The following is a 26,720-nucleotide window of genomic DNA, read 5'->3' as shown; positions in this document are numbered from 1 at the left end:
GGAAGAGGACCTTCGTGCGCGAAAAGCTCGGGTTCGCGGCGGACGATTTCGTCGACGCGGCGCAGTTTGCGGAGGGCGGCGTGCCTGCGGCTTTTGCCGGCCGTGTCGCGTACCGTGTTGAGGATCTCGTACGCGCGCTCGACGCTGACCGGGCCCTCGAGCGGCTGATCGGCTTCGACGTAGTGATTCTGCCCTTGGTCGGCTCGGGGGTCGTCCCTATGCGTGCGGAAGACGCCCAATGGCGCGAGCGCGCGGGGCGCCTGGGATGCGCGCTCGCTGCGCGCGCCGACGTCGTCGTGCGCATGACGTGCGGGATACCCCAGGTCATCAAAGGAAACCTTGCCGATGCGCCTCGAGGGACGCAGGGCGCGGGCGCGCCTTTGGAAGTCGTCTTCGTGCGCCATGGTGCCACGGCGGGCACGGAAGACCATCGCTACAGCGGGGCGGGCACCGACGAGCCCCTGTCGAGCGCGGGCGAGCGCGCTTTGCGCGACCTCGCGTGCTATCGTGACGTGTTCCGTGTTATCACGAGCGGCATGGCCCGCACCGACCAGACGGCGCGCATCCTCTTCCCGAACGCGGAGCTTATGGCGTGCCCCGGTCTGCGCGAGATGGATTTCGGCGACTTCGAGGGGCGAAGCGCCGCCGAGCTTAAAGAGGATGCGCGCTACCGCGCCTGGGTAGACTCCTGGTGCGAGTCGCGCTGCCCGCATGGCGAGGGCAAGAGCGATTTCACCCGCCGCGTCGTCGCGGCGTTTAAGGAGGCGTGCGAATCGGAGCGCGCCCAGGGGAGTGGGCGCGCCGTCTTCGTCGTTCACGCGGGTACCGTGAAAGCGCTGCTCTCCGAGCTAGCTGTCCCGAAAATGGGATACTTCGACGTGCATACCGAGCCGGGCGGCGCATGGGCCGCCACCTGGGATGGGCACTGCCTTCGCGACGTTCGCCCCGCTTCGGGGGGCGATGCCCGGTGATGACGATTCTTGCCGTCGCCGTCGGGTTCGCGGCCGACCTTGCCTTCGGCGACCCGCGCTGGCTTCCCCATCCCGTCGTTGCCATGGGGCGCGCGATCACGTGGGCCGAAGGCCGCCTGCGGGGCGCATTCCCGCAAACGTCCGCGGGCACGCGCGCCGCAGGGCTTGTGCTCGCTGTGGCGCTTCCGCTTGCGTGTGGGCTTTTGACCTGGGGAATCCTGCATCTTTGCGGCATGGTTCACTCCGGCTTGCGCTTCGTGGTCGAGGCATGGGCGAGCTATCAGATTCTCGCGGCATGCGAGCTACGCCGCCAGAGCCTGACCGTGGCCCGCGCGTTCTCGAAGGGCGGCCTTGTCGCGGCGCGCGAAGCCGTCGGGCTCATCGTGGGACGCGACACGTCTGTTCTCGACGAGCAGGGCGTCGCGCGCGCCGCCGTGGAAACGGTGGCGGAGAACGCGAGCGACGGCGTCATCGCGCCGCTTTTCTACCTTATGATCGGGGGTGCGCCCTTGGGTATGGCGTACAAGGCGGTGAACACGCTCGACAGCATGGTGGGCTACAAAAACGAGCGCTACATCGACTTCGGCTGCGCCTCGGCGCGCCTCGACGATGCGGCGAACTGGATTCCCTCGCGCTTATCGGCCTTGCTCATGATCGCCGTGTGCCCGATCGTCGGTCTCGACGCGCGCGGGGCGGCGCGCATCTGGCGCCGCGACAGGCGTCGCCATGCGAGCCCGAACGCGGCGCAGACCGAGTCAGCGTGCGCGGGCGCGCTCGGGCTGCGTCTGGCAGGACCCGCGGTGTATTTCGGCAAGCTCGTTGAGAAACCGACGATAGGCGACGCGTCCCGCGAAATCGAGTGGGGCGACATCGCCCGGGCGACAAGGCTCATGCTCGCCGCGTCCGTATGCGCGCTCGTCGTCTTCGGTGCCGCGCGTGCGGCGGTCGTGCTCGCCGTGGGGGCGATGGCATGAGGGAAGACCACGCCGCGCCCCGGGTTGCCGGGGGAATCCTGCGCGCCCGTGCGCATGGGGGTAGCACGCAATCGCTCGGCATCGCTTGCGAAGGGGGCGCCTCCGACCTCATTGACTTCTCGGTGAACGTGAATCCGGCAGGGCCCTCGCCGCGCGCCCTCGCCGCAGCTTGCAAGGCGCTTTCTCGAATCGACGCCTACCCCGATAGGGAAAGCCTCGCCCTCGTTCGCGCCCTAGCGCGCGCCCAGGGCATACCCGAAGATACTATCGTCTGCGGCGCGGGCGCGTCCGACATCATCTGGCGGCTCGCCGCGGCGGTGCGCCCGAAACGCATCGTCGTGTGCGCGCCGACGTTTTCTGAATATGCGGAGGCGGCATCGTACTACGGTGCATGCGTGCAGGAGTTCCCGCTCTCCGAAGCGGACGACTTCGACGTGCCCGCCTCCTTCGCCCGCGCGATTGGGGGGCCGGGAGACGTGGCGTACCTCTGCAATCCGAACAACCCGACGGGGCGCCTCGTCGACCCCAGCGTGATCGATGCCGCGGCTTGCCGCTGCGAGCAGGTGGGCGCGCTGCTCGTCGTGGACGAGTGCTTCCTCGGATTTGCGCCCGACGCCCGCGAAAGGAGCGTGGCTGCACGCGCCGCGTGTTCGCGCCATGTGGCCGTGCTCTCCGCGTTCACCAAGCTCTACGGAATGGCGGGGTTGCGGTTGGGATATCTGATCAGCGGAAACGCCCAACTCATCGAGGGGATTCGCCGGGCTGGGCAGGCGTGGCCCGTCTCCTCGGTCGCCGAGGCCGCGGGCATCGCCGCCCTGGAAGACGTTGAATACGTCTCGCGCACGCGCGATGTATTGGCAGGCGAGCGAGCGTGGCTTTCCCACGAGCTCTCCTCGCTCGGGCTTTCCGTCGTGCCGTCGGATGCGAACTTCCTTTTAGTCCGCACGCCGGCGAAAGACATCCCCGAGCGCCTGTATAAACAGGGGGTTTTGGTCCGCACGTGCGACTCGTTTTCGGTACTGTCCCGTTTCTGGTGCCGCGTCGCGGTGCGCACGCGCAAGGAGAATGCCCGGCTTGCGATGGCGTTCAGCCGCGTGCTTCGGGCGGAAGGCGCATCGGGCGAAGGCGAACCCGACGAACGGGGCGGTGCTTCTTGCGGCGGCGCTATGGCGGGCGCGGATGGCCGAGGCTCGGCGAAGGAGGTCGATACCCGTGGGTAGGGCGAAGCCCATCATGATCCAGGGCACCATGTCGAACGCGGGGAAGAGCCTGCTTGCGGCGGGACTGTGCCGTGTGCTTTCGCAGGACGGCCTGCGCGTGGCTCCCTTCAAGAGCCAGAACATGGCGCTCAACAGCGGTGTCACGGCCGACGGGCTAGAGATGGGGCGCGCCCAGATCATGCAGGCCGAGGCGTGCGGCATCGCGCCCGACGTGCGCATGAACCCCATTCTGCTCAAGCCCGAAAGCGACCACCGAAGCCAGCTCATCGTGGCCGGCAAGGCGCAGGGAGCCTTCGCTGCGAGGGACTACTTCGCGCGAAAGAAGGCGCTCATGCCGCAGATTTTGGAGGCGTTCGATTCGCTCGCGGAGGATAACGACGTCATCGTTATCGAGGGCGCCGGCAGCCCCGCCGAAATCAACCTTTCCGAAAACGACATCGTCAACATGGGGCTCGCGCGCGCCGTGTCCTCCCCCGTGTTGCTCGCGGGCGACATCGACCCAGGCGGGGTGTTTGCCCAGCTCTACGGTACGGTCGCGCTCTTTGCGCCCGAGGATCGCGCGCTTTTGCGGGGACTTGTGGTGAACAAGTTCCGCGGCGATGTGGAAATCCTGCGCCCGGGTTTGGCCCCGCTCGAGAAGATGTGCGGGGTTCCCGTCGTGGGTGTCGTGCCGTATCTTACGCTCGACCTGGACGACGAGGACTCGCTCGCGCCGCGCCTATCTGCCCGCGAGGCGCGCGGTGTCATCGACGTCGCCGTCGTGCGTCTTCCGCATCTGTCGAACTTCACCGACTTCGACCCGCTTTCGCGCGTGCCCGGCGTGGGCGTGCGCTATGTTTCCTCGACGACCGATCTGGGCCGACCCGACCTGGTGGTGCTTCCCGGCTCAAAGACCACGCTCGACGACGCGCGCTGGCTTGCGGCTAGCGGCATCGGAGCCTGTGTACGCGCGCTTTCGGGCGCGGGCACACCGGTGCTCGGCATATGCGGAGGCTACCAGCTCTTGGGAGACGAGCTTTCCGATCCGCACGGCAGGGAAGGCGCTGGCACCGCGCGCGGGCTCGGGCTCATCCCTGCAAGTACGGTGTTCAAGGAGGAAAAGCGCCTCGCCCAGTCGGAGCTGCGCATCACGGGCGCCCAAGGCGCGTTCTCGGTGTGGAACGGCATGACGGCGCGCGGGTACGAGATTCACGACGGCGAAACGACCGTCTCCTGCGCCCCTGCGGGCACGATTGGCGGCAAACCAGAAGGCGCGGCCTGCGGAAACGTGTTCGGAACCTATCTCCACGGCCTGTTCGACGAACCGGGGGTGGCGCTCGCCCTCGCGCGCTCGCTTGCGCGTATACGCGGCCTGCCCGAGAGCGTCGTGGGTGCTGCGGGCGCGGCGTCCGCGGCCGATCACCGTGCGCGCGAGTTCGACCGCCTGGCCGACGGCGTGCGCGGGGCGCTCGACATGGAGTATGTCTACCGCATTATCGAGGAGGGCGTATGATCCACGTGTATCATGGCGACGGCAAAGGCAAGACCACGGCGGCGATGGGCCTCGCCCTTCGCATGCTCGCCGCAGGCCGCCGCGTCGTCGTCGTGCAGTTCCTGAAAGACGGCGAAAGCGGGGAGGCGCGACTGCTCGCCGAGCATTTCGGCGTGCCCGTGTTCGCGGGGAAGGTGTCGGAAAAGTTTACCTGGTCCATGACGTCGGAAGAACTTGCCGCGACGTGCGAGCTGCACGATGGGAACCTTGCTTCCGCGCTCGCCGAGCTCAAGGGCGCGCAGGAGGGGCTGCTCGTGCTCGACGAGGCGCTCGACGCGCTTTCGAAGGGGCTTGTCGACGAGGAGCTCGTGGACCGCGCGCTCGATATGTCCGCGCGCGGCGTCGAAGTAGCGCTCACCGGGCGCGCGCCTTCCCGCAAGATCGTGGAGAAGGCCGACTACATAACCGAGATGCAGTGCGAGAAACACCCCTACGCTCAGGGGATATGTGCAAGGGAAGGAGTGGAGTACTAGATGGATTCCAAGGAGATGGCGCCTGGCGACATCGAGCGGCGCAGCTTCGAGATCATCACCGAAGAGCTCGGCGGCCGCTCGTTCCCGCCGCTCGAAGAGCCCGTCGTGAAGCGCGTCATCCATACCACTGCCGACTTCTCGTACGCCGATTCCCTCGTGTTCACCCATGACGCCGCGCACTGTGCGCTCGACGCACTGCGCGCAGGGGCCACGGTGCTCACCGACACGAACATGGCGCTCGCAGGCATAAGCAAGCCCGCACTCGCGAAGATCGGCTGCAAGGCCGTGTGCTACATGGCCGACCCTGATGTCGCCGCGGCTGCGCGCGCCGCGGGTACGACTCGCGCCGTTGCGAGCATGGACAAAGCTTGCGACATCGAGGGTCCGCTCATCGTGGCCGTCGGCAACGCTCCCACAGCACTTCTGCGCCTCGCCGAGCTCATGGACGCGGGGAAGATCGCGCCCGCGCTCGTCGTTGGGGTGCCGGTCGGGTTTGTGAACGTGGTCGAGCCGAAAGAGGAGCTACTCGCGCGACGCGTGCCGGCCATCGTCGCGAGGGGTCGCAAGGGCGGCTCTACCGTGGCGGCCGCCATTATGAACGCGCTGCTCTACCAGATCACGCGCCCAGGCGGCCCGAAGTGACGGCGCCCGCATCCGCGCCGGCGCTGCGCATCTTCGCCGGCACCACCGAGGGCCGCCTTCTGTGCGAATGGGCGAGCGGGTCGGGCATCCCCGCCCTTGCCTACGCGGCAACCGAGTACGGAGGCGAGCTTTTGGGCGAACTTCCGGGCATCGAGGTGCATGCGGGCAGGCTCGACGAGGCCGACATGGAGCGCGAGCTTTCCGGCGCGCGCATCGTCGTCGACGCCACGCACCCCTTCGCTACGCTCGCAAGCGGCAACATCCGGGCCGCTTCGCTCGCCGTGGGTGCACGATGCCTGCGCCTTGCGCGCCCGGCTGAGGCGCTACCCAAAGGCGTCGTGTCGGTCGCGTCGATCGCCTGCGCGGCGCGCTTTCTCTCCGAGAACCCGGGTCGTGCGCTTCTCACGACGGGGAGCAAGGAGCTTGCTCCCTACACGCGCGTCGCCGATTTCACGGAGCGCTTCTTCGTGCGTGTGCTCCCGCTGCCCGGTGCTATAACGAAGTGCATCGACGCGGGGTTTTCGCCGTCGCACGTCATCGGTATGCAGGGGCCCTTCACCCGCGAGCTCAACGAGGCGATGCTTCGGCAGGTGAGCGCCCAGTGGCTTGTGACCAAGGACTCGGGTACCGTAGGCGGCACGGCCGAGAAGCTCGCCGCCGCGCGCGACGCGGGGGCGAGCTGCATCGTGGTCACCCGTCCCGCCGAGGGAGGCGGGGCCCTTTCGCTTCGGGAAGTGGAAGACGCGCTTTTACGGGAGTTCGTGCGCTAGGAGCTCGTCGCGCCTGCGCGCCCTCCCGCCCGCGAGGAGGATCGCCCCGAGCAAGCTCGACCTGTACAATCCAGTCATCCGCCAATAGCTCGAGGACGACGCCCGGAACTGGCGCAAGTGGCCCTTCAATAAGTTGCGGTGAAATAGTGTCTGTTTTTGCTGCTAGATAGCATATTCGGTCCCTAATTCACCGCAACTTGTTGGTGGTGACTTACTGGTAGCGTAGGCACTCCACCGGGTTGAGCTTTGCCGCGCGGCGAGCGGGGTAGAAGCCAAAGATTACGCCGATGCCGACGGAGACGCCGAAGGCCAGCAGTACCGTGGCGATTGAAAAGCTCGGCGTGATTTGCCCGCTGGCACCGAGTTCGCTGAGAACCCCTGATCCTGCGGCAAACATCGCGAGGCCCCAGGCCAGCAGATAGCCAATCAGGACACCCAGCAGGCCACCGGTGACGCACAGTGCCGAGGACTCGGCCAAAAACTGCGCGGTGATATCGCGACGACTGGCGCCGAGGGCACGGCGAATACCGATCTCGCGGATGCGCTCAGTCACGTTGGTGAGCATCATATTCATAATGCCGATACCGCCGACAAGCAGCGAGATGCTGGCGACAGCACCCATGATGAGCGAGAACGCACCCATAAAGGAGTTGAGCGCATCGATGGCGCTTTTCATGGAGGTCGCCGATACACTGTTGTACTCATCCTCCTCGATGCCCTTCATCGCGCGCACCTTGGACTCGATGGTCTTGCAGAGCTCATCCATGTCCGTGTCCTCGGCGGCAAGTGCCGTCACGCTGGGGAATGAAGGATTCTCGTCGCCGAACAGCCCGGAGATGGTTTCGCGTGGCATATACAGCGTGAGCGAGCCCATGGAGTCGCTGCCGCCATCAATCACGCCGACAATCTGCACCTCGCCGTTGGACACCTTGATGGTTTTCCCCAGCGCATCCTGTTCGTTGCCGTAAAGCTGATCAGCGCCGCCGCGGCTGATGAGCGCCACGCGTGAGCCCGATTGGGACTCGGCCTGGGAATAGGTGCGCCCCGCAACGAGCTTGCTGGCCCCCACGGCGTCGAGCATGTTGCTATCGACACCCTGTGCCATGACGGTATAGCTTTTATCGCCGGTCTTGTACTCGGTATACGCGCTGTCGACAATGCCGATCTGCTCAATCTGCGGCACCAGTTTTTGAAGCTTCTCGATGTCCGACTCGGTGAGTTCTTGCGACGAATAGATTTGCACCATACGAGCTGCGTTGAGGCCCAGGCTGTTGACCAGGCTGTTTTGGATGCCGCCGATGAGCGAAGTCATGGCGATAACCGAGGCGATGCCGATGACAATGCCCAGGATGGTGAGCAGGCTGCGCCCCTTGTTGGCCTCGAGCGAGTGAAGGGCTTCCTGGATGAGATCGCGGGCGCTCATGCCACCACTCCTTTCGGCGGGTTGGCGGAGGCGGAAATCATGGGCAGGCTATCTACGGCGCTGCGCAGGGTCCGCGGTGCATGTGGAATATACGCGCCGTCGTGAATGCGACCGTCGCGGATGGTCACGGCACGGTCTGCCTCAGCGGCGATGCCGGGGTCGTGTGTGATAAGCACGATGGTTTTGCCGCGCTCCTGAAGTCTATGGAAGGTCTCCATCACAAGCGCTCCGGTAGCGGAGTCCAGGTTTCCCGTTGGCTCATCGGCCAGGATGATGGGCGGGTCATTAACGAGGGCGCGTGCGATTGCGACGCGCTGCATCTGGCCGCCCGAGAGCTCGGATATGCGGTGGTCCCAGTGGTCAACGGGCAGCGTGACAGCCTGCAGCGCGTGCACGGCGCGCAGTTCGCGCTGGCTACGGGGCACATTGGTGTAGGCCAGCGGCAGCATGACGTTTTCGATAACCGATAGGCGCGGCAGCAGATTGAAGCTCTGAAAGACAAAGCCAATGCTCAGGGCGCGAACTTCGGTGAGCTCGTCATCATCGAGCTCGGCCACGTTGATCCCTTGCAGGTAGTAGTCGCCCGCCGTCGGTTTATCCAGGCAGCCCAGGATGTTCATGAGCGTTGACTTACCCGAGCCCGAAGGGCCGGTAATAGCGACGAATTCGCCGGGATTTACTGCCAGGCTCACGTTGTGCAGGATGTGGGCGCACCCCGCCTCGCTCTCAAAGATGCGGTGCACGTTGCGGATGTCGATAACGGGACGCATTACATGCCCTCGTCGGCAGACATACTGCCCGAATCCGCGCCGTAGCCGCCGTCAGCCGTTGCGTCCGCTCCGGTGTCCATGACGAGGGTGTCGCCATCGCGCAGCTTGGTAACCGGCACGTTGGGGTTGATCTCGTTGCCCTGGTCGTCGCGCTTAACTTGCGTCTTGCCGACCACAGCTTCGTTGTCGTTTTGCGTCACGACAGTCACCTTCACGCGACGGGTTTGCTTGCCCTCGTCATCGGTCGCCACGTTGACGTAATAATGTTCGCCGTCTTCGGTCATGAGCGCCATCGTCGGCACCATCACCACGTCGTCGAGCTGCTCGGTCACCACCGATACCTCGGCCGTCATGCCCGGCTTCAGGCGCGCGTCGGGCGCCTCGATGAGGATGTCGACGTTAAAGGTTACGCTGCCGCCGCCACCGTTGGCGGCGTCGGAGTTTGCCACCGATGCGATAGCCGTGACGGTGCCCTGGCTCACGATATCGGGAAACGCAGGATACGTGACGTTGGCGCTCTGCCCAACGGCGATCTTGGCGATGTCCTTTTCGCCTACCTGCACGGTCACCTTCATCTTGGATAGGTCGGCGATTTGCATGCACTGCTTGCCGCCGCTCGTATCGCTTTCGCCCATGATCATGCCGCCTGTTACCGTGGCGCCCACCTTGGCGTTGAGCTCCACGATGCTACCCGAGCTCGGGGCCGTGACCGTACGGCTGGCTGCCTTGGCGTTCGCCTGATCGAGGTTTGCCTGGGCCGATGCGAGGCTGCGCTGTGCGGCCGATACGGCGTTTGTGTCCGCTGATGCGGCGGTGATGCCAGCTGCTGCGGAAGCTCCATCATCGTCCGTCGTTGGGGTGGCCTGCGCAGCGGCTGCGGCTTTCTGTGCGTTGGCGAGGTCTTCTTGAGCGGCTGCAACTGCACGCTGCGCCTCGGCAACGTTGCGATCGAGCTCGTCGTTTTTAATGGTCATAAGCACGTCGCCCTCGTTGACGGATTGGCCTGCCTGCACGTTGATTGAATCGACCGTTCCGTCGACAGAAGGGGAGACCACTGAGGACGAAATGGGTTTGAGCTGGCCTTTCGCCTCGACCGTTGTGGTAAACGTGCCCTCGGTCGCCATGTCGGTCACAGGATCGCTAGCGCCCTGTGGCTGCGCATTGATAACCAGGGTTGCGACAATGGCAATGAGCGCGATGGCACCTATGACGCCGGCGGCAATACCGCGACGAATCAGCTTTTTGCGTCGACGTTCGGCACGCTTTGCCTTGAGCTTGGCATATGCCTCTTCATCGGAAATCTCGGCCGTATCGTTCGTGCGTCCGCTCTGCTTGTCGGCATGTACGTTTGTAATCAGAGGAATCGTTTCGGTGGCACCTTCGGGCGTGTTCTCGGTATCATCTGGGCCCGGGGTGATCGTGGGGACATTCGGCATAGCGTCTCCTTTATAGAAAGAACCTTGATAAGTATATGCGCCCACCGGTTGGGGTGGGCGCATGGAACGGTTTCTTTCGGAACTGTTAGATTGGTCGCAGCGGTTCCACGTTGTAGGAATGCGCGCGTTGCGCTATGAGTGGACAACCACGCACAGGCCGACTTTTATGCAATCGTGCAGTGCCTTGGCGTCGGCCAGGCGCAGATTGATGCAACCGTGGCTGCCGCACCACTTGTACGACTCGGCATTATCGAAGCTCTTGTCGTTTTGCCAGGTGGCGTCGTGGAATCCGACCATATTGCCCTCGAACGGCATCCAATAGCTGACCGGGCTCTCGTATTTGGGCTTGCCGGTCTCGGGGTCCTTGGCACCGATAAGCTTGCTGGCGCCATTGTTGCTGTTGATCTGCCATACGCCCTCGGGGGTGGCGTCCTCTCCCGGCTTGCCAGAAATAAAGTTGGCCTCCCAAACGATATTACCGTTCTCGTCATAGTAGCGCGCGTGCTGCTCGGACAGATCGACGTCGATATACGCCTTCCAGTCGGGCTCTCCCTTTGCGGTAAAGGTGTCGGCCTTCTGGGAGTACTTGATCTCGATTTCGCCGGTCTGCTTGTTGTTAATGGCGTCCTCGACCTGCTTGGCGAGCGAGCTGCTGTCGATGGACCAACCAAAGTCACCGCCTTCGACGGCACACTGCTTGCCATCGGCGCGCGTCCACCAGCGAGTGGAGCCCACGGTATTAAAGCCGTTGGCGAGCTCGGCTGCCCAGCTGCTGATCTGCGACGTATCGAGCGTGGGGTTGGCCGGATCGGCAAAGCTGATCCACTGCAATACGGAGCCGCCATCAACCTTGCCGGCATCTTCGCCGTTAAGCTTGAGGGTCACGTTGACGCCCAAGAAGTTATTGGCGGCATCGCATGCGGCCTGAATCTGATCATCGGTCAGCGTTCCATTGAGCGGCTCATAGGCATCGTTGCCGAGCTTGGAAAGATCTACGGTCTCGGCCAGCGAGGCAAGCTCGAGCTCGGCATACTTAATGACATGCTCGCGGTTGAGTTTTTCGTTGGAGCGCGCCTTCTCGACGGTAAACTTGCCGGCCTGCTCGTCATAGGAGCTATTGGCCTCGAACGCGCCCGAACGCCCCTCGTTAAACTCGTCGATGGCGGCGCCCAGATCCTTCTCAAACTGCTTTTGGTCAAAGGTGTCGGAGAGCATGGACAGGTCGACGTCTTGATCAAGATCGACTTCGTTGGAGCTAGCGGTTGTTTTGGTCTTGCCGCTCAAGGATTCTACAAGGCGAACCGGCCATACAAAGGCTTCGTTGCAGCTGATAATCTCTTTTGCGGCAGCTTCGCCGTCGACAATGGGCTCATCGGACTCGGGCTGATAGGTCCAGCTAAAGTCATCGCCTGTCACGGTGAGCTTATAGTGCTTCCAAGCCGAGTTGACCTTGGTGGCGGCAGACGAAGCGTTGGAGAACGAGACATCGACGCCGGCGATAGTGGTGTTGGGGTAGGCTACCTGCGAAAACGCTACGACGCCTACGATATAGACAATGACGATAAGACCCAGGACGACAAAGAGCGTCGTCTTTTTGCCCGACTTATTGTTCTCGGTGGGTTTGCGCGCGGGGCCGCGATCGCCTCGACCGTGCGTGGGGGGCTGCTTGGGCGTATTGCCGTTTGCCTGGCGCTGCTGACGTTGCTGGCGCTGCTGTCGCTGTTGGTTCGGGCGTTGGGAAGCGTTTGCTGCACTACGCTGCTGACGGTGGCTCGGCGCGATAGGACGCGGTGACTGAACGCCGCCGGTGTGCCTGTTCGGCTGCTGCGGATCGGGAATCAGTTGAGTTCGATCGTTTTGCGACATCGTATGCATATCCTTCGATTTTCGCCTTGCGGTTCATCGTGTTTTTACTGGGCTTGCATTATAGCGATTGCCCTGCTGTTTGTGGTACGGAAACGGTGGCATTCGAAAGAGCTGGGACAAATGTCCCACCTTTGAGTCGTTCTTAGTCGCTATCCGCACACACCGCATTTTGCACAGGCCGAAAGTGCGGCCGGAGCCTGCGCGATGCCGCCCTTTGCCGTCTCGCGCAGCGTGGCTGGCAACGCGTGGCCCACCGAGAGCATTACATGTGCCATCTGGTCAAACGGCACCAAGCTCTTAATGCCTGCGAGGGCGAGTTGTGCCGAGCTAAAGGCCGCGGCCGCGCCTATGGCGTTGCGGTTTTGGCAGGGCACCTCCACGAGGCCACCGACGGGGTCACAAACGAGGCCCAGCAGGTTACTCAGCGCGATGGAACTGGCGTCGAGCGCCTGCTCGGGCGTGCCGCCGAGCATCTGCACCAGCGCGGCGGCTGCCATGGCGGCGGCGCTTCCCACCTCGGCCTGGCATCCGCCCTCGGCGCCGGCGACGCAGGCGCTCGTGGTGAGGTTGAGGCCGATGGCGGCTGCGCAGTAGAGCGCGTCCATGACCTGCTCGTCGTCGAGCTGCAGGCGATCGGCGAGCGCAAGCACGCAGCCGGGCACAACACCCGCTGAGCCTGCCGTGGGGGCGGCGACGATCACGCCCATGGTGGCGGAGCGTTCGAGCACGGCCATCGCGCGGGCCACGGCATCGGTCTGAACGGGGCCCATCAGGCTTGCGCTCAAATCGTTGCGGCCGGTGGCTTCGACAAGCTTGGCCTCGCCGCCGATAAGCCCGCCGAGCGAACGCTGCGGATTGGCGATGGGGGCCGTGGTCTCCTCGCGCATGACGTCGAGCACGCGGCGCATGGCAGCGACGGCGTGGGCCTCGCCGGTCAGACGCGCCTCGCGAACGGCCATGACGGCGCCGATGCTGAGCCCCAGTTCCTCGCACGCATCGAGCAGCTGCTCGCCGTCGTCGAAGATTTCCTTGGCCGAGACGCCGGGGGAGAGCGACGAGGCAGAACCGGGGAGCTCGATAAACGTTGCGTAATCGACATTGTCGAGCTTGCGCAGCATGGGGACGACGGTGTCGTCGGGCGCGCCGTCGGTCTCAAAGACGGAGTAGGCCTGGCCGCCCACTTCGGTGCGGTAGGTGCGGCAGAAGGCGATGTTCACGTGTGCGTAGGCGAGCAGGTTGGTGAGCGCAGCGAGTACACCGGGGACGTCCTTGTGCGCCACGAAGAGCGTGGAATACATGCCCGAGATGTCGACGCCGACGCCGTTAATGCGGCTGATACGCATCTTGCCGCCGCCCAGGCTCTCGCCGCGGACCTGTGCCGTGGCGCCCGTGTCGTCGACCATGTCGATGTCGACGGTGTTGGGGTGGATGGAGGCGTCGTCGCCCTTGATGTCAAAGTGATATTCGAGGCCCTGCTCGTGCGCGAGGTCGAAGGCCTGCTTGATGTTCTCGTCATCGGTATCAAGGCCCAGGATGCCCGCGACGAGCGCACGATCGGTGCCGTGGCCGCGGTAGGTGTGGGCGAAGGAGTTCCACAGGCCAAAGGTGACTTTGGCGATGCGGCCTTCTAGCAGGCTGGCGGCAACTTGGGCGCACCGCAAGGCGCCGGCGGTGTGCGATGAGCTGGGGCCGACCATGACGGGCCCCAAGATTTCGAATGCCGAGGTCGTAGCTAGTGTTTGCGGCTTGCCTGCCATATGCGCTCCTGTTCTATCCCGTCGTCCCGAGGGGCGGGGCATAAGGTCGCCTGCTCGGACAGTCCTGCTCGCACGGAGAGCACATTAAGTGCTCTCCGGCTCGTGCGGAACTCGCGATCGACCTTATGCCCCGCCCCTCGGGACTAAGGATACATGGTTGGGATTGCTAGATGGCAAAATTCATTAGCTAGGGACGCAGCGTAGGCTCATATCGAAGCATCTTCACCACCGGATTAATAAAAAAGAAGCACCGCTTGGGGGCGGTACTTCTTTTGAAAGCGCATGCGTGTTGTGACCTTAGCGGCTCTTAATTACAGGCCGCAGGATGCTTTGAGTTCTTCGACTCGGTCGGTCTTCTCCCAGGTGAAGTCGGCGTCTTCTCGGCCGAAGTGACCGTAGGCTGCCGTCTTTTCGTAGATGGGGCGACGCAGGTCTAGGTCGCGGATGATTGCGCCCGGGCGCAGGTCGAAGGTCTTCTCTACGGCCTCGACGATCTTGTCCTCGGCAACATGTGCGGTGCCGAAGGTGTCGACCATGATTGAGAGGGGCTTGGAAACGCCGATGGCGTAGGCAAGCTCGACTTCGCAGCGGTCGGCCAGACCGGCGGCGACCACGTTCTTGGCTACCCAGCGCGCGGCATACGCGGCGGAGCGGTCGACCTTGGTGCAGTCCTTGCCGCTAAAGGCACCGCCGCCGTGACGGCCATAGCCGCCGTAGGTGTCGACGATGATCTTACGGCCAGTCAGTCCCGTGTCACCCATAGGTCCGCCCACGACAAAGCGACCGGTGGGGTTCACGTAGATGTCGGCGTTGTCCCACGGCATGTTCTCGGCGGCCATGACCGGGGTGATGACGTGCTCGATGAGGTCGGCCTTGATCTTGCCCATGTCCTCGATCTCGGCGGCGTGCTGCGTGGAGATGACGATGGTCGTGACCTCGACGGGCTTGCCGTCCTCGTAGCGCACGGTGACCTGGGTCTTGCCATCGGGACGCAGGTAGGGCAGGGTGCCGTCGTGGCGCACGGCAGCCAGGCGCTCGGCCAGGCGGCTTGCCAGGTAGTGAGGCATGGGCATGAGGGTCTTGGTCTCGTTGGAGGCGTAACCGAACATCATGCCCTGGTCGCCGGCACCGATCAGGTCGATCGGGTCGGTGGTAGCGCCGGTCTGGGTCTCGAAGGACTCGTCAACGCCCTGAGCGATATCGGGTGACTGCTCATGGATGAGGCTCATAACGCCGCAGGTATCGCAGTCAAAACCGAATTTGGCACGGTTGTAGCCAATGCGGCGGATAACGCCGCGGGCGATTTCCTGAACGTCGACGTAGGCCTGGGTGCGAATCTCGCCGGCGACGATGACGGTGCCGGTGGTCACGAGGGTCTCGCAGGCGCAGCGGACGTTCTCCACGTTGGCGGGCACGCCGTTGGGGGCGATGTAGCCCTGCTCCTGCAGCTCTATTTCTTTGGCGAGGATTGCGTCGAGGACGGCATCGCTGATCTGGTCAGCGATCTTATCGGGATGACCTTCGGTCACCGACTCCGACGTAAAAACAAAGGACCCGTGTTGGGGTGGGATGGAACGAAGTTCTTCTGACATGATTGTCCTTTCAAAAACGTGTCCCGGCGACCGTTACCATTCCGCCGGGCTCTCTATGCAAGGGCACATCATAACGCGTAAATCAAACATTCACACCCTTTCCGCACCTACTCATTGGGGACAGACTTAAATGACCAGCCTTACCTAAGTGCCGACAGGTTGCCCAAAGACTGGTCATTTAAGTCTGTCCCCAATGAGTAGGTCGGTGCCCTTTGTGCGGAGGTTGCTTTGATGCTTTATACTGGTGCGGTTAGACATCCATCCTGCAATCGAGGAGATTTCCATGGCATCAGACGTTCGCGTCCGCTTTGCACCCTCACCGACGGGCAAGCTGCACATCGGCGGCGCCCGCACCGCTATCTATAACTGGGCTTTCGCCCGTGCTAACGGCGGCACGTTCATCCTGCGCATCGACGACACCGACCCCACCCGCTCCACCGACGAGAACACGCAGATCATCCTGCGCGCCATGCGTTGGCTGGGCCTGGACTGGGACGAGGGTCCCGAGGTGGGCGGCGATTTTGGCCCCTACGCCCAGACTGAGCGCTTGGACCTGTACAAGCAGGCCGCCCAGAAGCTTTGGGACGAGGGCAAGGCCTATCCCTGCTTCTGCACCAAGGAGCAGCTCGACGCCGACCGCAAGGCCGCGCAGGAGCGCAAGGACCCCTTCCAGGGCTATCAGCGCCGTTGCCGCGATCTTGATCCCGAGGAGGCCCGCCGTCGCATCGAGGCCGGCGAGTCCTACGTCCTGCGTATTAAGGTGCCCGAGGACCGCGGCGACGTCGTCATCCACGACGCCGTCCACGGCGAGGTGACCTTCGACGCCAAGGAGCTCGACGACTTTGTCATCTTCCGCTCCGATGGCACGCCCACGTATAACTTCGCGACCGTCGTCGACGACGCCATGATGAAGATCACCCATGTCATCCGCGGCGACGACCACCTGTCCAACACCCCGCGTCAGGTCATGGTCTACGAGGCCCTCGGCGCTCCCGTGCCCACGTTCGCTCACATCTCCATGATCCTGGGCGCCGACGGCAAGAAGCTCTCCAAGCGCCACGGCGCCACCTCGGTGGAGGAGTACCGCGATGCCGGTTACCTGTCCGACGCCTTCGTCAACTATCTGGCGCTGCTCGGCTGGTCGCTCGACGGCGAGACCACGATCATCCCGCGCGAAGTCCTTGCCAGCAAGTTCTCGCTCGACCGCATCTCCAAGAACCCGGCTACCTTCGACCCCAAGAAGCTCGACTGGGTCAATGCCGAGTACATCAACGGCATGTCCGATGCTCAGTTTGCCGACGAGATCATGGTCCCCGAGCTGCACGAGGCGGGTCTCATCGAGGGCAATGTCGAGTACGGCGAGGATTGGATCGACGCGCTTGCCGCCATCGTCAAGCCGCGCACCAAGATGCCGGCCGACGCCGTGACCGTCGCTGCTCCCATCTTCGCTACGGCCGAGACGCTTGAGTATGACGAGAAGTCCGTCAACAAGGGACTGGCCAAGGAGGGCATGGGTGCCATTCTGGACGCCGCCAAGGCCGCACTCGAGGGTGTTACCGAGTGGACCGCCGCCAATATTGACGCTGCGCTTGAGCCGCTGCCCGAGCAGATGGACCTCAAGAAGCGCGTGGTGTTCCAAGCCGTGCGCGTCGCCGTCTGCGGCAACATGGTGAGCCCTCCGTTGGGCGAGACCATGGCGCTCGTCGGCCGCGACGACTGCCTGGCGCGCATCGACCGCGCCCGCACGATGGCGCTGTAGCAGCTGCGTAAACGCATGCATCCGAGCCCCGTTCACTCAGAGCGGGGCTCTTGTTTCTGTAGACGTATGGGATAGGAGGTGCTGGGGCCATGGCCGAGCAACTTTCGCTGTTTGGTTCGCCGGAACCGGAGGAGACTCCGGCGGCACCGGCATCCGCTGCTGCCTCGGCCAAGTCCGAGCCTGCGCCTGAGCCCATCGCCGCCTACACGAGCGTGGTTCTCGACATCCCGACGCGCGCGCTGTCCGAGCCGTTTGCTTACGGCATTCCTCGGTCCCTTGCCGACGAGGCGCAGATCGGATCCACAGTCCTGGTCCACTTTGGTAACCGTGCTGCCGCAGGCTATATCGTCGATATCGCGCCCGAGCTGGGCGACCTGCAGGGCAACAACACCCTCGATCCTGCGCGCATCAAGCCTATCGAGGCTATCCTCAGCAAGCCGCTCTTTACCGCCGAAGCCGCCCGTATCGCACGCTGGATGAGCCGCGAGTACGTCGCAACGCTTTCCGAGTGCCTGCGCCTGTTCTTGCCTCCGGGCGGCAGCCCGCGCGTGGTCAAGGGTGACGACGGCGTGTGGACGGTTGAACGTCCCGCCGTCAAGCCAATCCAAAACCGCTGGGTCATGCTCACGCCCGAGGGTTTCGACTATACGCCGCCCAAGACTGCAGTTCGTCAGCGTCAGCTCATTGAGGCGCTCCAGTGCGGCCCGGTCACGACGCGCGACCTCAACCTTCTCTATAACAGCATGTCGGCGACCATCAAGGCGCTCGAAAAACGCGGCGTCGTGGTTGTGGAGGAGCGCCGCGCCTGGCGTGGATGCAGCGAGCAGACCACGCTGTCCTCGGCAAGCGGCAAGGCGCCGGTCGCACTTACCAACGGCCAGCAGCAGGCGCTCGCGCAGATTGAGCGCGCCCGTCTTGACGCCCACGGAGACGTGGTCCTTGTCGACGGCGTCACCGGCTCCGGCAAAACCGAGGTCTACCTCTCAGCTATCGAGCGCGTGCTCGCGGCCGGTCGCTCGGCCTGCGTGCTCGTGCCCGAGATCTCGCTGACGGCCCAAACCGTCGGCCGCTTCCGCTCGCGCTTTGGCGAGACGGTCGCCGTGTTCCATTCGCGCCTTTCGGCCGGCGAGCGTCTGGACCAGTGGGATATGGTCGCCAGCGGTGCCGCGCGCGTGGTCGTGGGCGCCCGCTCGGCGCTCTTTTGCCCGCTTGACGACTTGGGCCTTATCATCATTGACGAGGAACATGAGACCAGCTACAAGCAGGGCTCCAGCCCGCGCTACCACGCGCGCGAGGTAGCGGCCGAGATGGCGCGTCGCTATCGCTGCCCACTCGTGTTGGGCTCGGCCACGCCTTCTGCTGAGGCCCTCGACCGCTGCCGCCGCGGCACGTATAACGGTGCCACCTGGACGCGCGTCGAGATGCCCGAGCGCCCGGGACACGCCGTGCTGCCGACTGTCCGCATTGCCGACCTGCGCCGCGAGTTCGCGCACGGTAGCCGCTCCATGTTCTCTAAACCTCTGATGGAAGGCCTGGAGCGTGTGGTCGAGCGCCGCGAAAAGGCCGTGTTGCTGCACAACCGGCGTGGCTTTGCGCCCTTCCTGATGTGCCGCGAGTGCGGATGTGTCCCCACGTGCAACCACTGCTCCACCGCGCTCACGTACCACGAGCGCACGCACACGCTGCAGTGTCACACCTGCGGTTCGTCCTGGCGCGTGCAGCCGTATCCCGCGCCCACGAGCCGTTGCCCCAAATGTGGCAGTCGCTACCTGGCAAAAATGGGTATGGGCACTCAGCAGATCGAGGACGCACTGCACCAGATGCTTCCCGAGGACGTCGCCATTATTCGCATGGATGCCGATTCCACGCGCGGCAAGGATGCGCACAAAAAGCTGCTCGAGCAGTTCGATGCCGCCGATTGTGCGGTGCTGCTGGGCACCCAGATGATCGCCAAGGGCCTCGACTTTCCCGAGGTCACGCTCGTGGGCGTGGTCAATGCCGATTTTGCCCTCAAGCTGCCGGACTTCCGCGCAGGGGAGCGCGCCTACGATCTGCTGGAGCAAGTCGCCGGCCGTGCCGGTCGTGGTGATCGCCCCGGCGAGGTCATCATCCAGACCTACCTGCCCGATGACCCGGTCATTCGCGCCGTCGCTGAGCACGACCGCTCGATCTTTACCGACTACGACCTGGACCAGCGCCGCGACGCTCTGTACCCGCCGTTTGTTCGCTTGGCCAACATTTTGGTGTGGTCGGCGAATCGAGACGATGCGCAGGACTACATCGGGCGCATCGCGAAGCTCCTTAAGCGCCGCTGGCATGCCGCCGCGCCCGACTTTTTGCGAGCGGGGAGTGCCGTACCGCAGGTGCTGGGCCCTGCTTCGTGTGTAATCGAGAGAGCCAAGGACCGTTACCGCTTCCATCTGCTTGTAAAGTCGCCGGTAGGGTACCATGTCTCTGATGATATCGACGCCTGCCTCAAAGAGGTGGGCTCTGTGCGCGGCGTGAGCGTGAGCGTTGACGTCGACGCCTATGATTTGATGTAATAACCCGAAAGGATGGCCATGGAAGCCAACGGAATCGTACTGTCGCCCGACCCTCGTCTGCGCCAGGAGTGCGCCGTCATCGAGGAGATCACCCCGGCGATCGAGGCGCTTGCCGAGAAGATGAAGAAGATGATGTTCGAGAACGGCGGTTGCGGCCTGGCTGCCCCGCAGATCGGCGAGCTCATTCAGCTCGTCACTATCGACTGCGACTACAGCGACAAGAACGACTACGACCCGTACGTGCTCATCAACCCTGTCATTGTTGAGCAGAGTGACCATCTGGTGCCCTTTAGCGAGGGCTGCCTTTCCATCCCGGGCATTAGCTGCGAGATCGAGCGTCCCGACCATGTCGTCGTCGAGGCGTACGACTTGGATGCCAACCTGATTCGCTATGAGGCCTCGGGCGACCTGTTCTGTGTGTGCCTGCAGCACGAGATCGATCATCTGCATGGCAATACCATGTTCGAGCGCCTTAAGCCCATGCAGAGGCTCAAGGCCGTCAAGGAGTACCAGGACGCCCTGGCCCGCGGCGCTCGACCGGGCGAGACGGAGTAGGTTTGTCCGTCCCCGGGGTGCCCGCCTATATCATCCCGTGCTCAAACATTCTCGCTGCGCTGCGAAACTGCGCGCGGGACGATATAGGCGGGCACCCCGGGGACTACGTTGACGCTGCTTGTCTCGCCCGGGTGCCGTCGGGCCAGGGAAGGGCGTCTTTGCTGATAGGTGCTTTGCTGAAAGAGCTGCTTTTATTGCGGCTCTTTCTTTGGTTTTGGGTATATTTGTTCTTGTTGAATTGTTCTTGCGACTGGGTGCGTTTGCGACCCGGAACGCTTTTGTTTTGTAGCCGTCTCGGCTCGTTATTGAGAGGAGACTAACTTTTATGCGTATTGTGTTTATGGGTACGCCCGATTTTGCTGTGCCTTCTTTAACTTCGCTTGTTGCGGCTGGCAACGAGATTGCGCTTGTTGTTACTCGTCCTGATGCTGTTCGTGGGCGCGGTAAGAAGCTTGAGCCTTCTCCTGTTAAGGCCAAGGCGCTTGAGCTGGGGTTGCCGGTTATTGAGGCTAATCGTATGACGCCTGAGGTTGTTGAGGCGCTTCAGGCTGCCCAGACTGACATTTTCTGTGTGGCTGCCTATGGCTGCATTTTGCCCGATGAGGTGCTGCATATGGCGCCGCTCGGTATCGTGAATGTTCATGCGTCCTTGCTGCCTCGTTGGCGTGGGGCTGCTCCTATTCAGCGTGCGATTCTCGCTGGTGATGAGGTTGCTGGCGTTTCCATTATGCGTATTGGACATGGCGTGGATACTGGTGCTTATTGTGCTCAGGCTTCTACGTCGGTTGCCGGTAAGCATGCTGAGGCGCTGACCATGGAGCTTGGCGAGCTGGGCGGTAAGCTGCTGGCCGATACACTGCCTTCGCTTGCTGATGACACGGCCGTGTGGACCGAGCAGGATGAGGCGCTCGTTACCCATGCTGCTAAGATTTCCAAGCTGGAGATGCGTCTGGATCCGCAAATGGCGGCGCTTGATTGCGTGCGCCATGTGCTTGCATCTTCCGATACCGCGCCTGCTCGTTGCGTGATTGCCGGCAAGACCGTGCGCGTGCTCGATGCTGCGCCGGCTGATGAGTCGCTTGGCGAGGGCGCCGTTGCCGTTAAGAACAAGCGTGTTTTCCTTGGCCTTTCCGATGGTGCGGTTGAATTGCTTGAGGTTAAGCCCGATGGTAAGCGTGCCATGGCTGCTTCTGCCTGGGCTGCCGGCCTGCAGGGTGCCGATCTTGCGTGGGGTGTACTGTCATGAGCAAGTTGTCTCCCGCGCGCAAGCTTGCGCTCGATGTGTTGATGGAGGCCGATCGCCGCGGTATGTACGCACGCGACGTGTTGTCTTCCCGTGCTTCCGCCAAGGCCATTGACCAGCGCGATTCCGCTTTTGCCGCGCGTTTGGCGCTCGGTGTTGCCGCCACGCAGGGCATTTTGGATGAGTTGCTCAATCAGTTTTTGGATAAGCCCAAAAAGGTCGCGCCGCGCGTGCGCATGGCGCTTCGCATCTCGGCCTTCGAGATGCTCTATCTGCATACGCCGGGCCGCGTTGCCGTGAGTCAGGGTGTTGAGCTGGTGCGCAGCGGTGCTAAGTCTGCCGCGGGCCTGGCTAATGCGGTGCTGCACAAGGTTGCGGACAACGTTGAGGACTTTGCCACGGCATCCGACGTGGATGAGTCTGAGCGACGCTTGGTCCGCCTGTCGCGCCTGATGGGTCTTCCTCGCTGGCTGTGCGCTCGCATTATGGCTTCGTTCGATACGCCCGAGGGCGCGCTCAACTTTGCAGGCAATCTGGCGCCTGCGCCGCTTGCACTGCACGAGAATGCGTTTGCGACCAAGGACGACCCGTTTATCTCCCAGCTTGTGGCACCCGTGTTCCCGGGCTGCCATGCTCCGGTCGATGCGCAGGTCACGGTTGCATCGGGCGTGTTTGAGCGTGCTGCCGCGGTTGCCTCGGACCTCAACGCCCAGCTTATTGCGACTTCCGCGACCCGTCCCGGTCGTTGCCTTGAGATTGGCGCGGGCCGCGGCACCAAGACCTATGTGATGATGTGCCAGGCCAAGCGCGCCGGGTACGAGCGTCAGCATACCGCGCTCGATCTGCACGATCGTAAGTGCGATCAGAATCTCGCGCGCCTGCATAAGGCGGGCATCTCGGGCGTTCGTACGGTGTCGGGCGATGCCTGCGAGCTCAATGAGGTGCTCACGTCGTTTGATGCCATGCTCGGCGAGCCTGCCCTGTTCGACACGGTGTTTATCGATGCGCCGTGCTCTGGCACCGGCACCATGCGTCGCCACCCCGAGATTCCATGGCGCCTGACCGAGAATGACGTTACGACTGAGCTGCCCAAGCTGCAGCTGACGATGCTCAAGGAAGCAGCCGCGCGCATGGCTGCCGGCGGAGAGCTCATCTATGCCACCTGCTCGGTCTTCGACGAGGAGAACACGCAGGTCGTGGACGCGTTCCTTGCTTCTCCCGAGGGTGCCGGCTTTAGCGTGGCACCGCTTTCCGAGGCACAGATTCTGCAACTCCCCGAGTTCGATCAGGCTAAGAAGCTCGTATCCGTACGCCAGAACGATCGAGGCCTCTTCCAAAGCGTGCCTGTAAACGCCGACTCCTACGACGGCCACTTCTGCGCCCGCCTGGTCCACAAGTAGCTACTAAGTTGCGGTGAATTAGGGATTGAATATAGGCTTCTAGCCGCCAAACAGTCCTTATTTCACCGCAACTCATAAGGAAACCTGGGTAGCTAAAGAAACGGCCCCGCGATCGATGTTGATCGCGGGGCCGTGTTGTTTCTAGTGGTTATGCGGGCAGTTGGCGCAGCAGCCGCTCGTGGCGTTGGTGCTGGAGCCGCCGCTTCGCTGGTCGGTGTTGTAGAAACCGCTACCCTCAAATTTAATGCCGCTGGCCGAGAACGTCTTGGCCGCCGGGGCACCGCAGCTCGGGCACACGACCTCGGGAGTCTCGGACATGGGATGCTCAACCTCAAACACGTTGCCGCAGCTCGAGCACTTGTAATCGTAGCGCGCCATAATACTTCCTTTTCAGCACAAAGCGGGCAGATTACTCTGCCCGCAAAAATTCAAACGTCTGTAACTGTACCCTATATCGGGGGTTTTATCACGCTTCGCCCCAGAATCTATGGTTGTTGCGCAGGAGCTGTGCGGTTTTGTCCTCAGCGGCTGCAATGTCCGCCTCGTCAGCCTGCCAGGTCCAGTTGCCCGTGGCCACGCCCGGAACGTTCATGCGCGCGTCGTCGCCAAGCCCCAGGATATCCTGTAGCGGCATCATCACTAGGGGAGCGTCGCTTGCCAGCGCGTCGCCCATCAGCTTGCCCGCAAATTCCTTACCGCTCGGCTCATCGCCGCCCGTAAAGGAGCGCGTGCACCAACCGGCGAGCGTCGAGGTGTCGTGCGTCGAGGTATACAGGATCTTGCCGGGCGTGGGGGTAATCCCGTTGCGGACGTCGTAATCGCTAAACTCCAGCACGTCCATGCCGGGGAAGCCGCAGGTCGAAGCCATGGCGCGAACGCCGGGCGTCAGGTAGCCCAGGTCCTCGGCAATAAAGTTGAGCGGGCCCAGCTCGTCGTAGGCGGTCTGGAACAGGTCTTTGCCCGGGCCTGCCAGCCAACGCCCGTCGGCACAGGCCTTGCCCGCGGGAATGCTGAAGTAGCTGTGGAAGCCCAGGAAGTGGTCCAGGCGTACACGGTCGTACAGTGAGAACGCACGGCGCAGGCGATCCATCCACCAGCGGTAGCCAGTCTCCCTCATATGGTCCCAGCGGAACGTCGGGTTGCCCCACACCTGGCCCTCGGGCGCAAAGTTGTCGGGCGGCGCGCCGGAAATCTCAATCGCCTTGCCGGTATCGGACAGCCAGAAGTTCTCGGGCTCGCTCCACGCGTCGGCCGAATCGTCCGAGACATACATCGGGATGTCGCCGATAACCTCGATGCCCTTCTTGTGCGCATAGTTCATAAGCTCGCACCAGGCCAGGTCAAAGCGGTACTGCATATATGCATGCAGCTCGGCCTCGTCACAGAAGCGCTTGTCATCGATCAGATGCTCGTTGTAGCGTGCAACATCGGTCGGCCAATCGTGGCGCGACTCGCCCTCAAAGTACTTCTTGACGGCCATATAGACGCAGTACTTCTCGAGCCAATCGGCATTGCGATGTTTAAACGCGGTGTAGAGCGGATCGGCATCCTCGCCGCCGCAAGCCTTCCAGGTCTCAAAGTCGGCGGCCAGTTTCTCGTGGCTTTCGGGCAGCAGGTCGATATTGCCCGCAAAGGCCGAAGGGCCAGCGTAGGGGGAGCGGAAGAAGTCCGTCGGGTTGACGGGCAGGACCTGCCAGTAGCGCATGCCCATGGCGGCCAGGTGGTCGATAAAGCGACGCGTGGGCGCGCCGATCGTGCCGGGCTTGCCGTCGTCGGTCGGCACCGAGGTGATGTGGCACACGACGCCCGCGCCGTGGTCGAGCGGCTCCTGTAGACGCTGCTCGGCGTGGTGGTAGATGATCGACGAACCCAGCGGATACAGGTCGAGCGTGACCGTGCCGTTGTGAATCTCGCACTCGTGACCGCTAATCACATCGCTCGCGCATTCGCCGAGCGCCGGAATCGTCACGCGGTGTGAATTGCGCAGGCTGCGGTTGATGATGACGGTCGCGGACTCACCGTCTTTACCGGTACGGTTGTAGGCCAGCACCTCGTCATTGAGCGCGAAGGCTTTGATTTCACCGTCGATCATAAACGGCAGCGCGCGGCGCACAGCAGATGCGTTCTTGACGATCGCGAACGTATCGAAGTCGTGCAGGTCTTCCTTGGTCGGCATGGTGCGACGATTACCCGGATCGGTGAGACCCTCCAAGCCGTACTCGTCACCGTAATAGATTGAAGGAACGCCCGGGAACGTCATCTGCATGAGCGTCGCGAGCCAAAAACGGCTCTTGGCCAAGCCCATCGCGTTCTCGTCCAGACGCCATTTGCTCCGCTCGCACTCGGGCAGCTGCGACTCGTCGGGGCCGCCGCCGAGCACCGAGATGATGCGCGGACGGTCGTGGCTCGACAGCAGGTTGAGCGCGCAAGACAGGGCCTCACGCGGATAGTTCTCGCGCAGGGTCTCGATATCCTCGGCAGCTTGGTAGGCGTTTTTGTATCCCATCAAAAAGCCAATGACCATGTCTCGGAAGGGGTAATCCATGGCCGAGTCGAGCTCGGAGCCTTGCAGATAGCGACGCAGATGACCGTAGCTGATCTTGTTGGAGGCGTCTTCCCAGACTTCGCCGAGCAGCAGCGCGTCGGGCTTCTCGGCGAGCACGGCCTTTTTGATCTCGGCCAGGAAATCGTCCGAAAGCTCGTCGGCCACGTCTAGGCGCCAGCCATGAGCGCCGGCACGTAGCCATTTACGAATGACGCCGTCCTTGCCCAGGAGCCGCTCGCGTACCAGTTCGGAGCTCTCATTGATGGCGGGCATATTGCCCACGCCCCACCAGCAGTCGTACGAGCCGTCCTCGTGGAAATAAAACGCATCGCGCCACGGCGAATCCTCGCTCTGCCAAGCGCCCACGCCGGGGTAGTTGCCGTAGCGGTTGAAGTAGATCGAATCGTCGCCCGTGTGGTTGAACACACCGTCCAGGATGATGGAAATGCCCAGCTTTTCGGCCGCCTGGCACAGCTCGGTAAAGTCCTGCTCGGTGCCCAGGATCGGGTCGATCTTGGTGTAATCGGCCGTGTCGTAGCGGTGGTTGCTCGCGGCTTCAAAGATGGGGTTGAGGTAGATGGCCGTAAAGCCCAGCTCGGCGATGCGAGGGAGGTCTTCTTGGATGCCCTTGAGCGAACCGCCGTAGAAGTCCCAGGTCTTGATGGAGCCGTCCTCGGCGCGCTCGTATTCGGGCGGCTCGTTCCAGTCCTCGACCATCCGGCGCTGGATTCCGTTGCGCGGTTTTTCGACCTCGGCCAGCGTGCGCTCGCGCCAGTGCTCGTCGCGGGCATAGCGATCGGGGAAGATCTGGTAGACCATACCGCGCTCGTACCACTCGGGTCGAACTTCGCGGTGCTTGTAGACGGTAATCTGGAAGGATGGAACCTCGGCGTAGTCGTAGGTTACGCCTTCGCCGCCGGTGCGGCCCTGTGGTGCGCCCAGGCGAACCTCGGGCTGGCCCTCGATATTGCAGATGAAGCTGTACCAGATAAGACAGGGCTCGGTGCACTCAAGCTCTACGGTGAATATGCCGTCGCCCTCGTGCGTCATGGGATACCGAGACTCACCGATCTCATCGACCCAGGTGCGCAGCGTAAGCGTTGCCTGCGCGGGATCGGCATCCTCCAGAATCACGGAGAGCGAAAGGGTAGTTCCTGTGGTCACAGCGCCAAACGGAGTGCGAAACTGCGGCAGACGGCTGTTGTGTATCAATCTCATAGTACGGTCCAGTTCAATAGAATCATGGCATG

The 26,720-nt window shown here is 63.1% G+C and carries 20 protein-coding genes; 12 read left to right on the top strand and 8 right to left on the bottom strand.

The genetic code is table 11. The features are described 5' to 3' along the window. Positions 1-14: 14 nt before the first annotated feature. Genes PGW49_RS01855 through cobK form a run of 7 tightly spaced genes read left to right on the top strand, consistent with a single transcriptional unit; the run spans position 15 to position 6,581 of the window. Positions 15-971 (top strand): histidine phosphatase family protein, encoded by a 957-nt coding sequence (locus PGW49_RS01855; protein WP_270225278.1) that lies wholly within the window; start codon positions 15-17, stop codon positions 969-971. Beyond that, on the top strand, positions 971-1,945 hold the full coding sequence (gene cbiB / locus PGW49_RS01850) for an adenosylcobinamide-phosphate synthase CbiB (RefSeq protein ID WP_270225343.1): 975 nt from the start codon (positions 971-973) through the stop codon (positions 1,943-1,945). Before PGW49_RS01855 ends, cbiB begins: the two co-directional genes overlap by 1 nt. Further along, complete coding sequence (locus tag PGW49_RS01845; RefSeq protein ID WP_270225276.1) at positions 1,942-3,165, top strand: pyridoxal phosphate-dependent aminotransferase; 1,224 nt, start codon at positions 1,942-1,944, stop codon at positions 3,163-3,165. Before cbiB ends, PGW49_RS01845 begins: the two co-directional genes overlap by 4 nt. Further along, on the top strand, positions 3,158-4,657 hold the full coding sequence (locus PGW49_RS01840) for a cobyric acid synthase (RefSeq protein WP_270225273.1): 1,500 nt from the start codon (positions 3,158-3,160) through the stop codon (positions 4,655-4,657). The genes PGW49_RS01845 and PGW49_RS01840 overlap by 8 nt, the downstream gene beginning before the upstream one ends. Beyond that, positions 4,654-5,169 (top strand): cob(I)yrinic acid a,c-diamide adenosyltransferase, encoded by a 516-nt coding sequence (locus PGW49_RS01835; protein ID WP_270225271.1) that lies wholly within the window; start codon positions 4,654-4,656, stop codon positions 5,167-5,169. Before PGW49_RS01840 ends, PGW49_RS01835 begins: the two co-directional genes overlap by 4 nt. Continuing rightward, entirely contained in the window at positions 5,170-5,811 is a 642-nt protein-coding gene (locus tag PGW49_RS01830) for a precorrin-8X methylmutase (protein WP_270225269.1), read from the top strand. It abuts the gene before it with no gap. Then, positions 5,808-6,581 (top strand): precorrin-6A reductase, encoded by a 774-nt coding sequence (gene cobK, locus PGW49_RS01825; RefSeq protein ID WP_270225267.1) that lies wholly within the window; start codon positions 5,808-5,810, stop codon positions 6,579-6,581. Before PGW49_RS01830 ends, cobK begins: the two co-directional genes overlap by 4 nt. A gap of 211 nt (positions 6,582-6,792) precedes the next feature. Here the strand turns inward: cobK and PGW49_RS01820 are convergent, their stop codons facing one another. The 6 genes from PGW49_RS01820 to metK form a co-directional block, all read right to left on the bottom strand. Beyond that, complete coding sequence (locus PGW49_RS01820) at positions 6,793-8,004, bottom strand: ABC transporter permease (protein WP_270225265.1); 1,212 nt, start codon at positions 8,002-8,004, stop codon at positions 6,793-6,795. Beyond that, a complete protein-coding gene (locus tag PGW49_RS01815; RefSeq protein WP_270225264.1) occupies positions 8,001-8,774 on the bottom strand; it encodes an ABC transporter ATP-binding protein in 774 nt (257 codons plus the stop codon). The genes PGW49_RS01820 and PGW49_RS01815 overlap by 4 nt, the downstream gene beginning before the upstream one ends. Further along, positions 8,774-10,210: an efflux RND transporter periplasmic adaptor subunit gene (locus tag PGW49_RS01810; protein WP_270225263.1), complete on the bottom strand. Its 1,437-nt coding sequence runs from the start codon at positions 10,208-10,210 to the stop codon at positions 8,774-8,776. Before PGW49_RS01810 ends, PGW49_RS01815 begins: the two co-directional genes overlap by 1 nt. A 132-nt stretch (positions 10,211-10,342) precedes the next feature. Beyond that, positions 10,343-12,076 carry a L,D-transpeptidase gene (locus tag PGW49_RS01805; RefSeq protein WP_270225262.1) on the bottom strand — a complete coding sequence of 578 codons (1,734 nt, stop codon included), beginning with the start codon at positions 12,074-12,076 and terminating at the stop codon, positions 10,343-10,345. Positions 12,077-12,225: 149 nt separating this feature from the next. Beyond that, the gene (sdaAA, locus tag PGW49_RS01800) at positions 12,226-13,833 is read right to left on the bottom strand and encodes an L-serine ammonia-lyase, iron-sulfur-dependent, subunit alpha (protein ID WP_270225260.1); all 1,608 of its coding nucleotides are present in this window, start codon (positions 13,831-13,833) and stop codon (positions 12,226-12,228) included. A 311-nt stretch (positions 13,834-14,144) separates the two neighbouring features. Further along, positions 14,145-15,425, bottom strand: coding sequence for a methionine adenosyltransferase (metK, locus tag PGW49_RS01795; protein WP_270225259.1), 1,281 nt, complete (start codon positions 15,423-15,425; stop codon positions 14,145-14,147). A 283-nt stretch (positions 15,426-15,708) separates the two neighbouring features. On the opposite strand from metK, the gene gltX reads away from it, so the two are divergent. The 5 genes from gltX to PGW49_RS01770 all read left to right on the top strand — a co-directional run bounded on the left by gltX (position 15,709) and on the right by PGW49_RS01770 (position 22,925). Next, entirely contained in the window at positions 15,709-17,184 is a 1,476-nt protein-coding gene (gltX, locus tag PGW49_RS01790; protein WP_270225257.1) for a glutamate--tRNA ligase, read from the top strand. Between the two features lie 89 nt (positions 17,185-17,273). Next, positions 17,274-19,727 carry a replication restart helicase PriA gene (gene priA / locus PGW49_RS01785; RefSeq protein ID WP_270225256.1) on the top strand — a complete coding sequence of 818 codons (2,454 nt, stop codon included), beginning with the start codon at positions 17,274-17,276 and terminating at the stop codon, positions 19,725-19,727. A gap of 18 nt (positions 19,728-19,745) precedes the next feature. Continuing rightward, positions 19,746-20,282, top strand: coding sequence for a peptide deformylase (gene def / locus PGW49_RS01780; protein WP_118384748.1), 537 nt, complete (start codon positions 19,746-19,748; stop codon positions 20,280-20,282). A gap of 325 nt (positions 20,283-20,607) precedes the next feature. Next, on the top strand, positions 20,608-21,528 hold the full coding sequence (fmt, locus tag PGW49_RS01775) for a methionyl-tRNA formyltransferase (RefSeq protein WP_270225254.1): 921 nt from the start codon (positions 20,608-20,610) through the stop codon (positions 21,526-21,528). Beyond that, positions 21,525-22,925 (top strand): RsmB/NOP family class I SAM-dependent RNA methyltransferase, encoded by a 1,401-nt coding sequence (locus tag PGW49_RS01770; RefSeq protein WP_270225252.1) that lies wholly within the window; start codon positions 21,525-21,527, stop codon positions 22,923-22,925. The genes fmt and PGW49_RS01770 overlap by 4 nt, the downstream gene beginning before the upstream one ends. A 141-nt stretch (positions 22,926-23,066) precedes the next feature. Here the strand turns inward: PGW49_RS01770 and PGW49_RS01765 are convergent, their stop codons facing one another. Together PGW49_RS01765 and PGW49_RS01760 are read right to left on the bottom strand one after the other, a co-directional pair. Further along, positions 23,067-23,303: an FmdB family zinc ribbon protein gene (locus tag PGW49_RS01765; protein WP_195192825.1), complete on the bottom strand. Its 237-nt coding sequence runs from the start codon at positions 23,301-23,303 to the stop codon at positions 23,067-23,069. An 88-nt stretch (positions 23,304-23,391) separates the two neighbouring features. Next, positions 23,392-26,688 carry a 4-alpha-glucanotransferase gene (locus tag PGW49_RS01760; RefSeq protein WP_270225250.1) on the bottom strand — a complete coding sequence of 1,099 codons (3,297 nt, stop codon included), beginning with the start codon at positions 26,686-26,688 and terminating at the stop codon, positions 23,392-23,394. Positions 26,689-26,720 lie beyond the last annotated feature (32 nt).

This window comes from Collinsella aerofaciens (genome assembly GCF_027679495.1).
GTDB lineage: Bacteria > Actinomycetota > Coriobacteriia > Coriobacteriales > Coriobacteriaceae > Collinsella > Collinsella aerofaciens_AK.
This window is presented reverse-complemented; position numbering and strand designations above follow the sequence as displayed.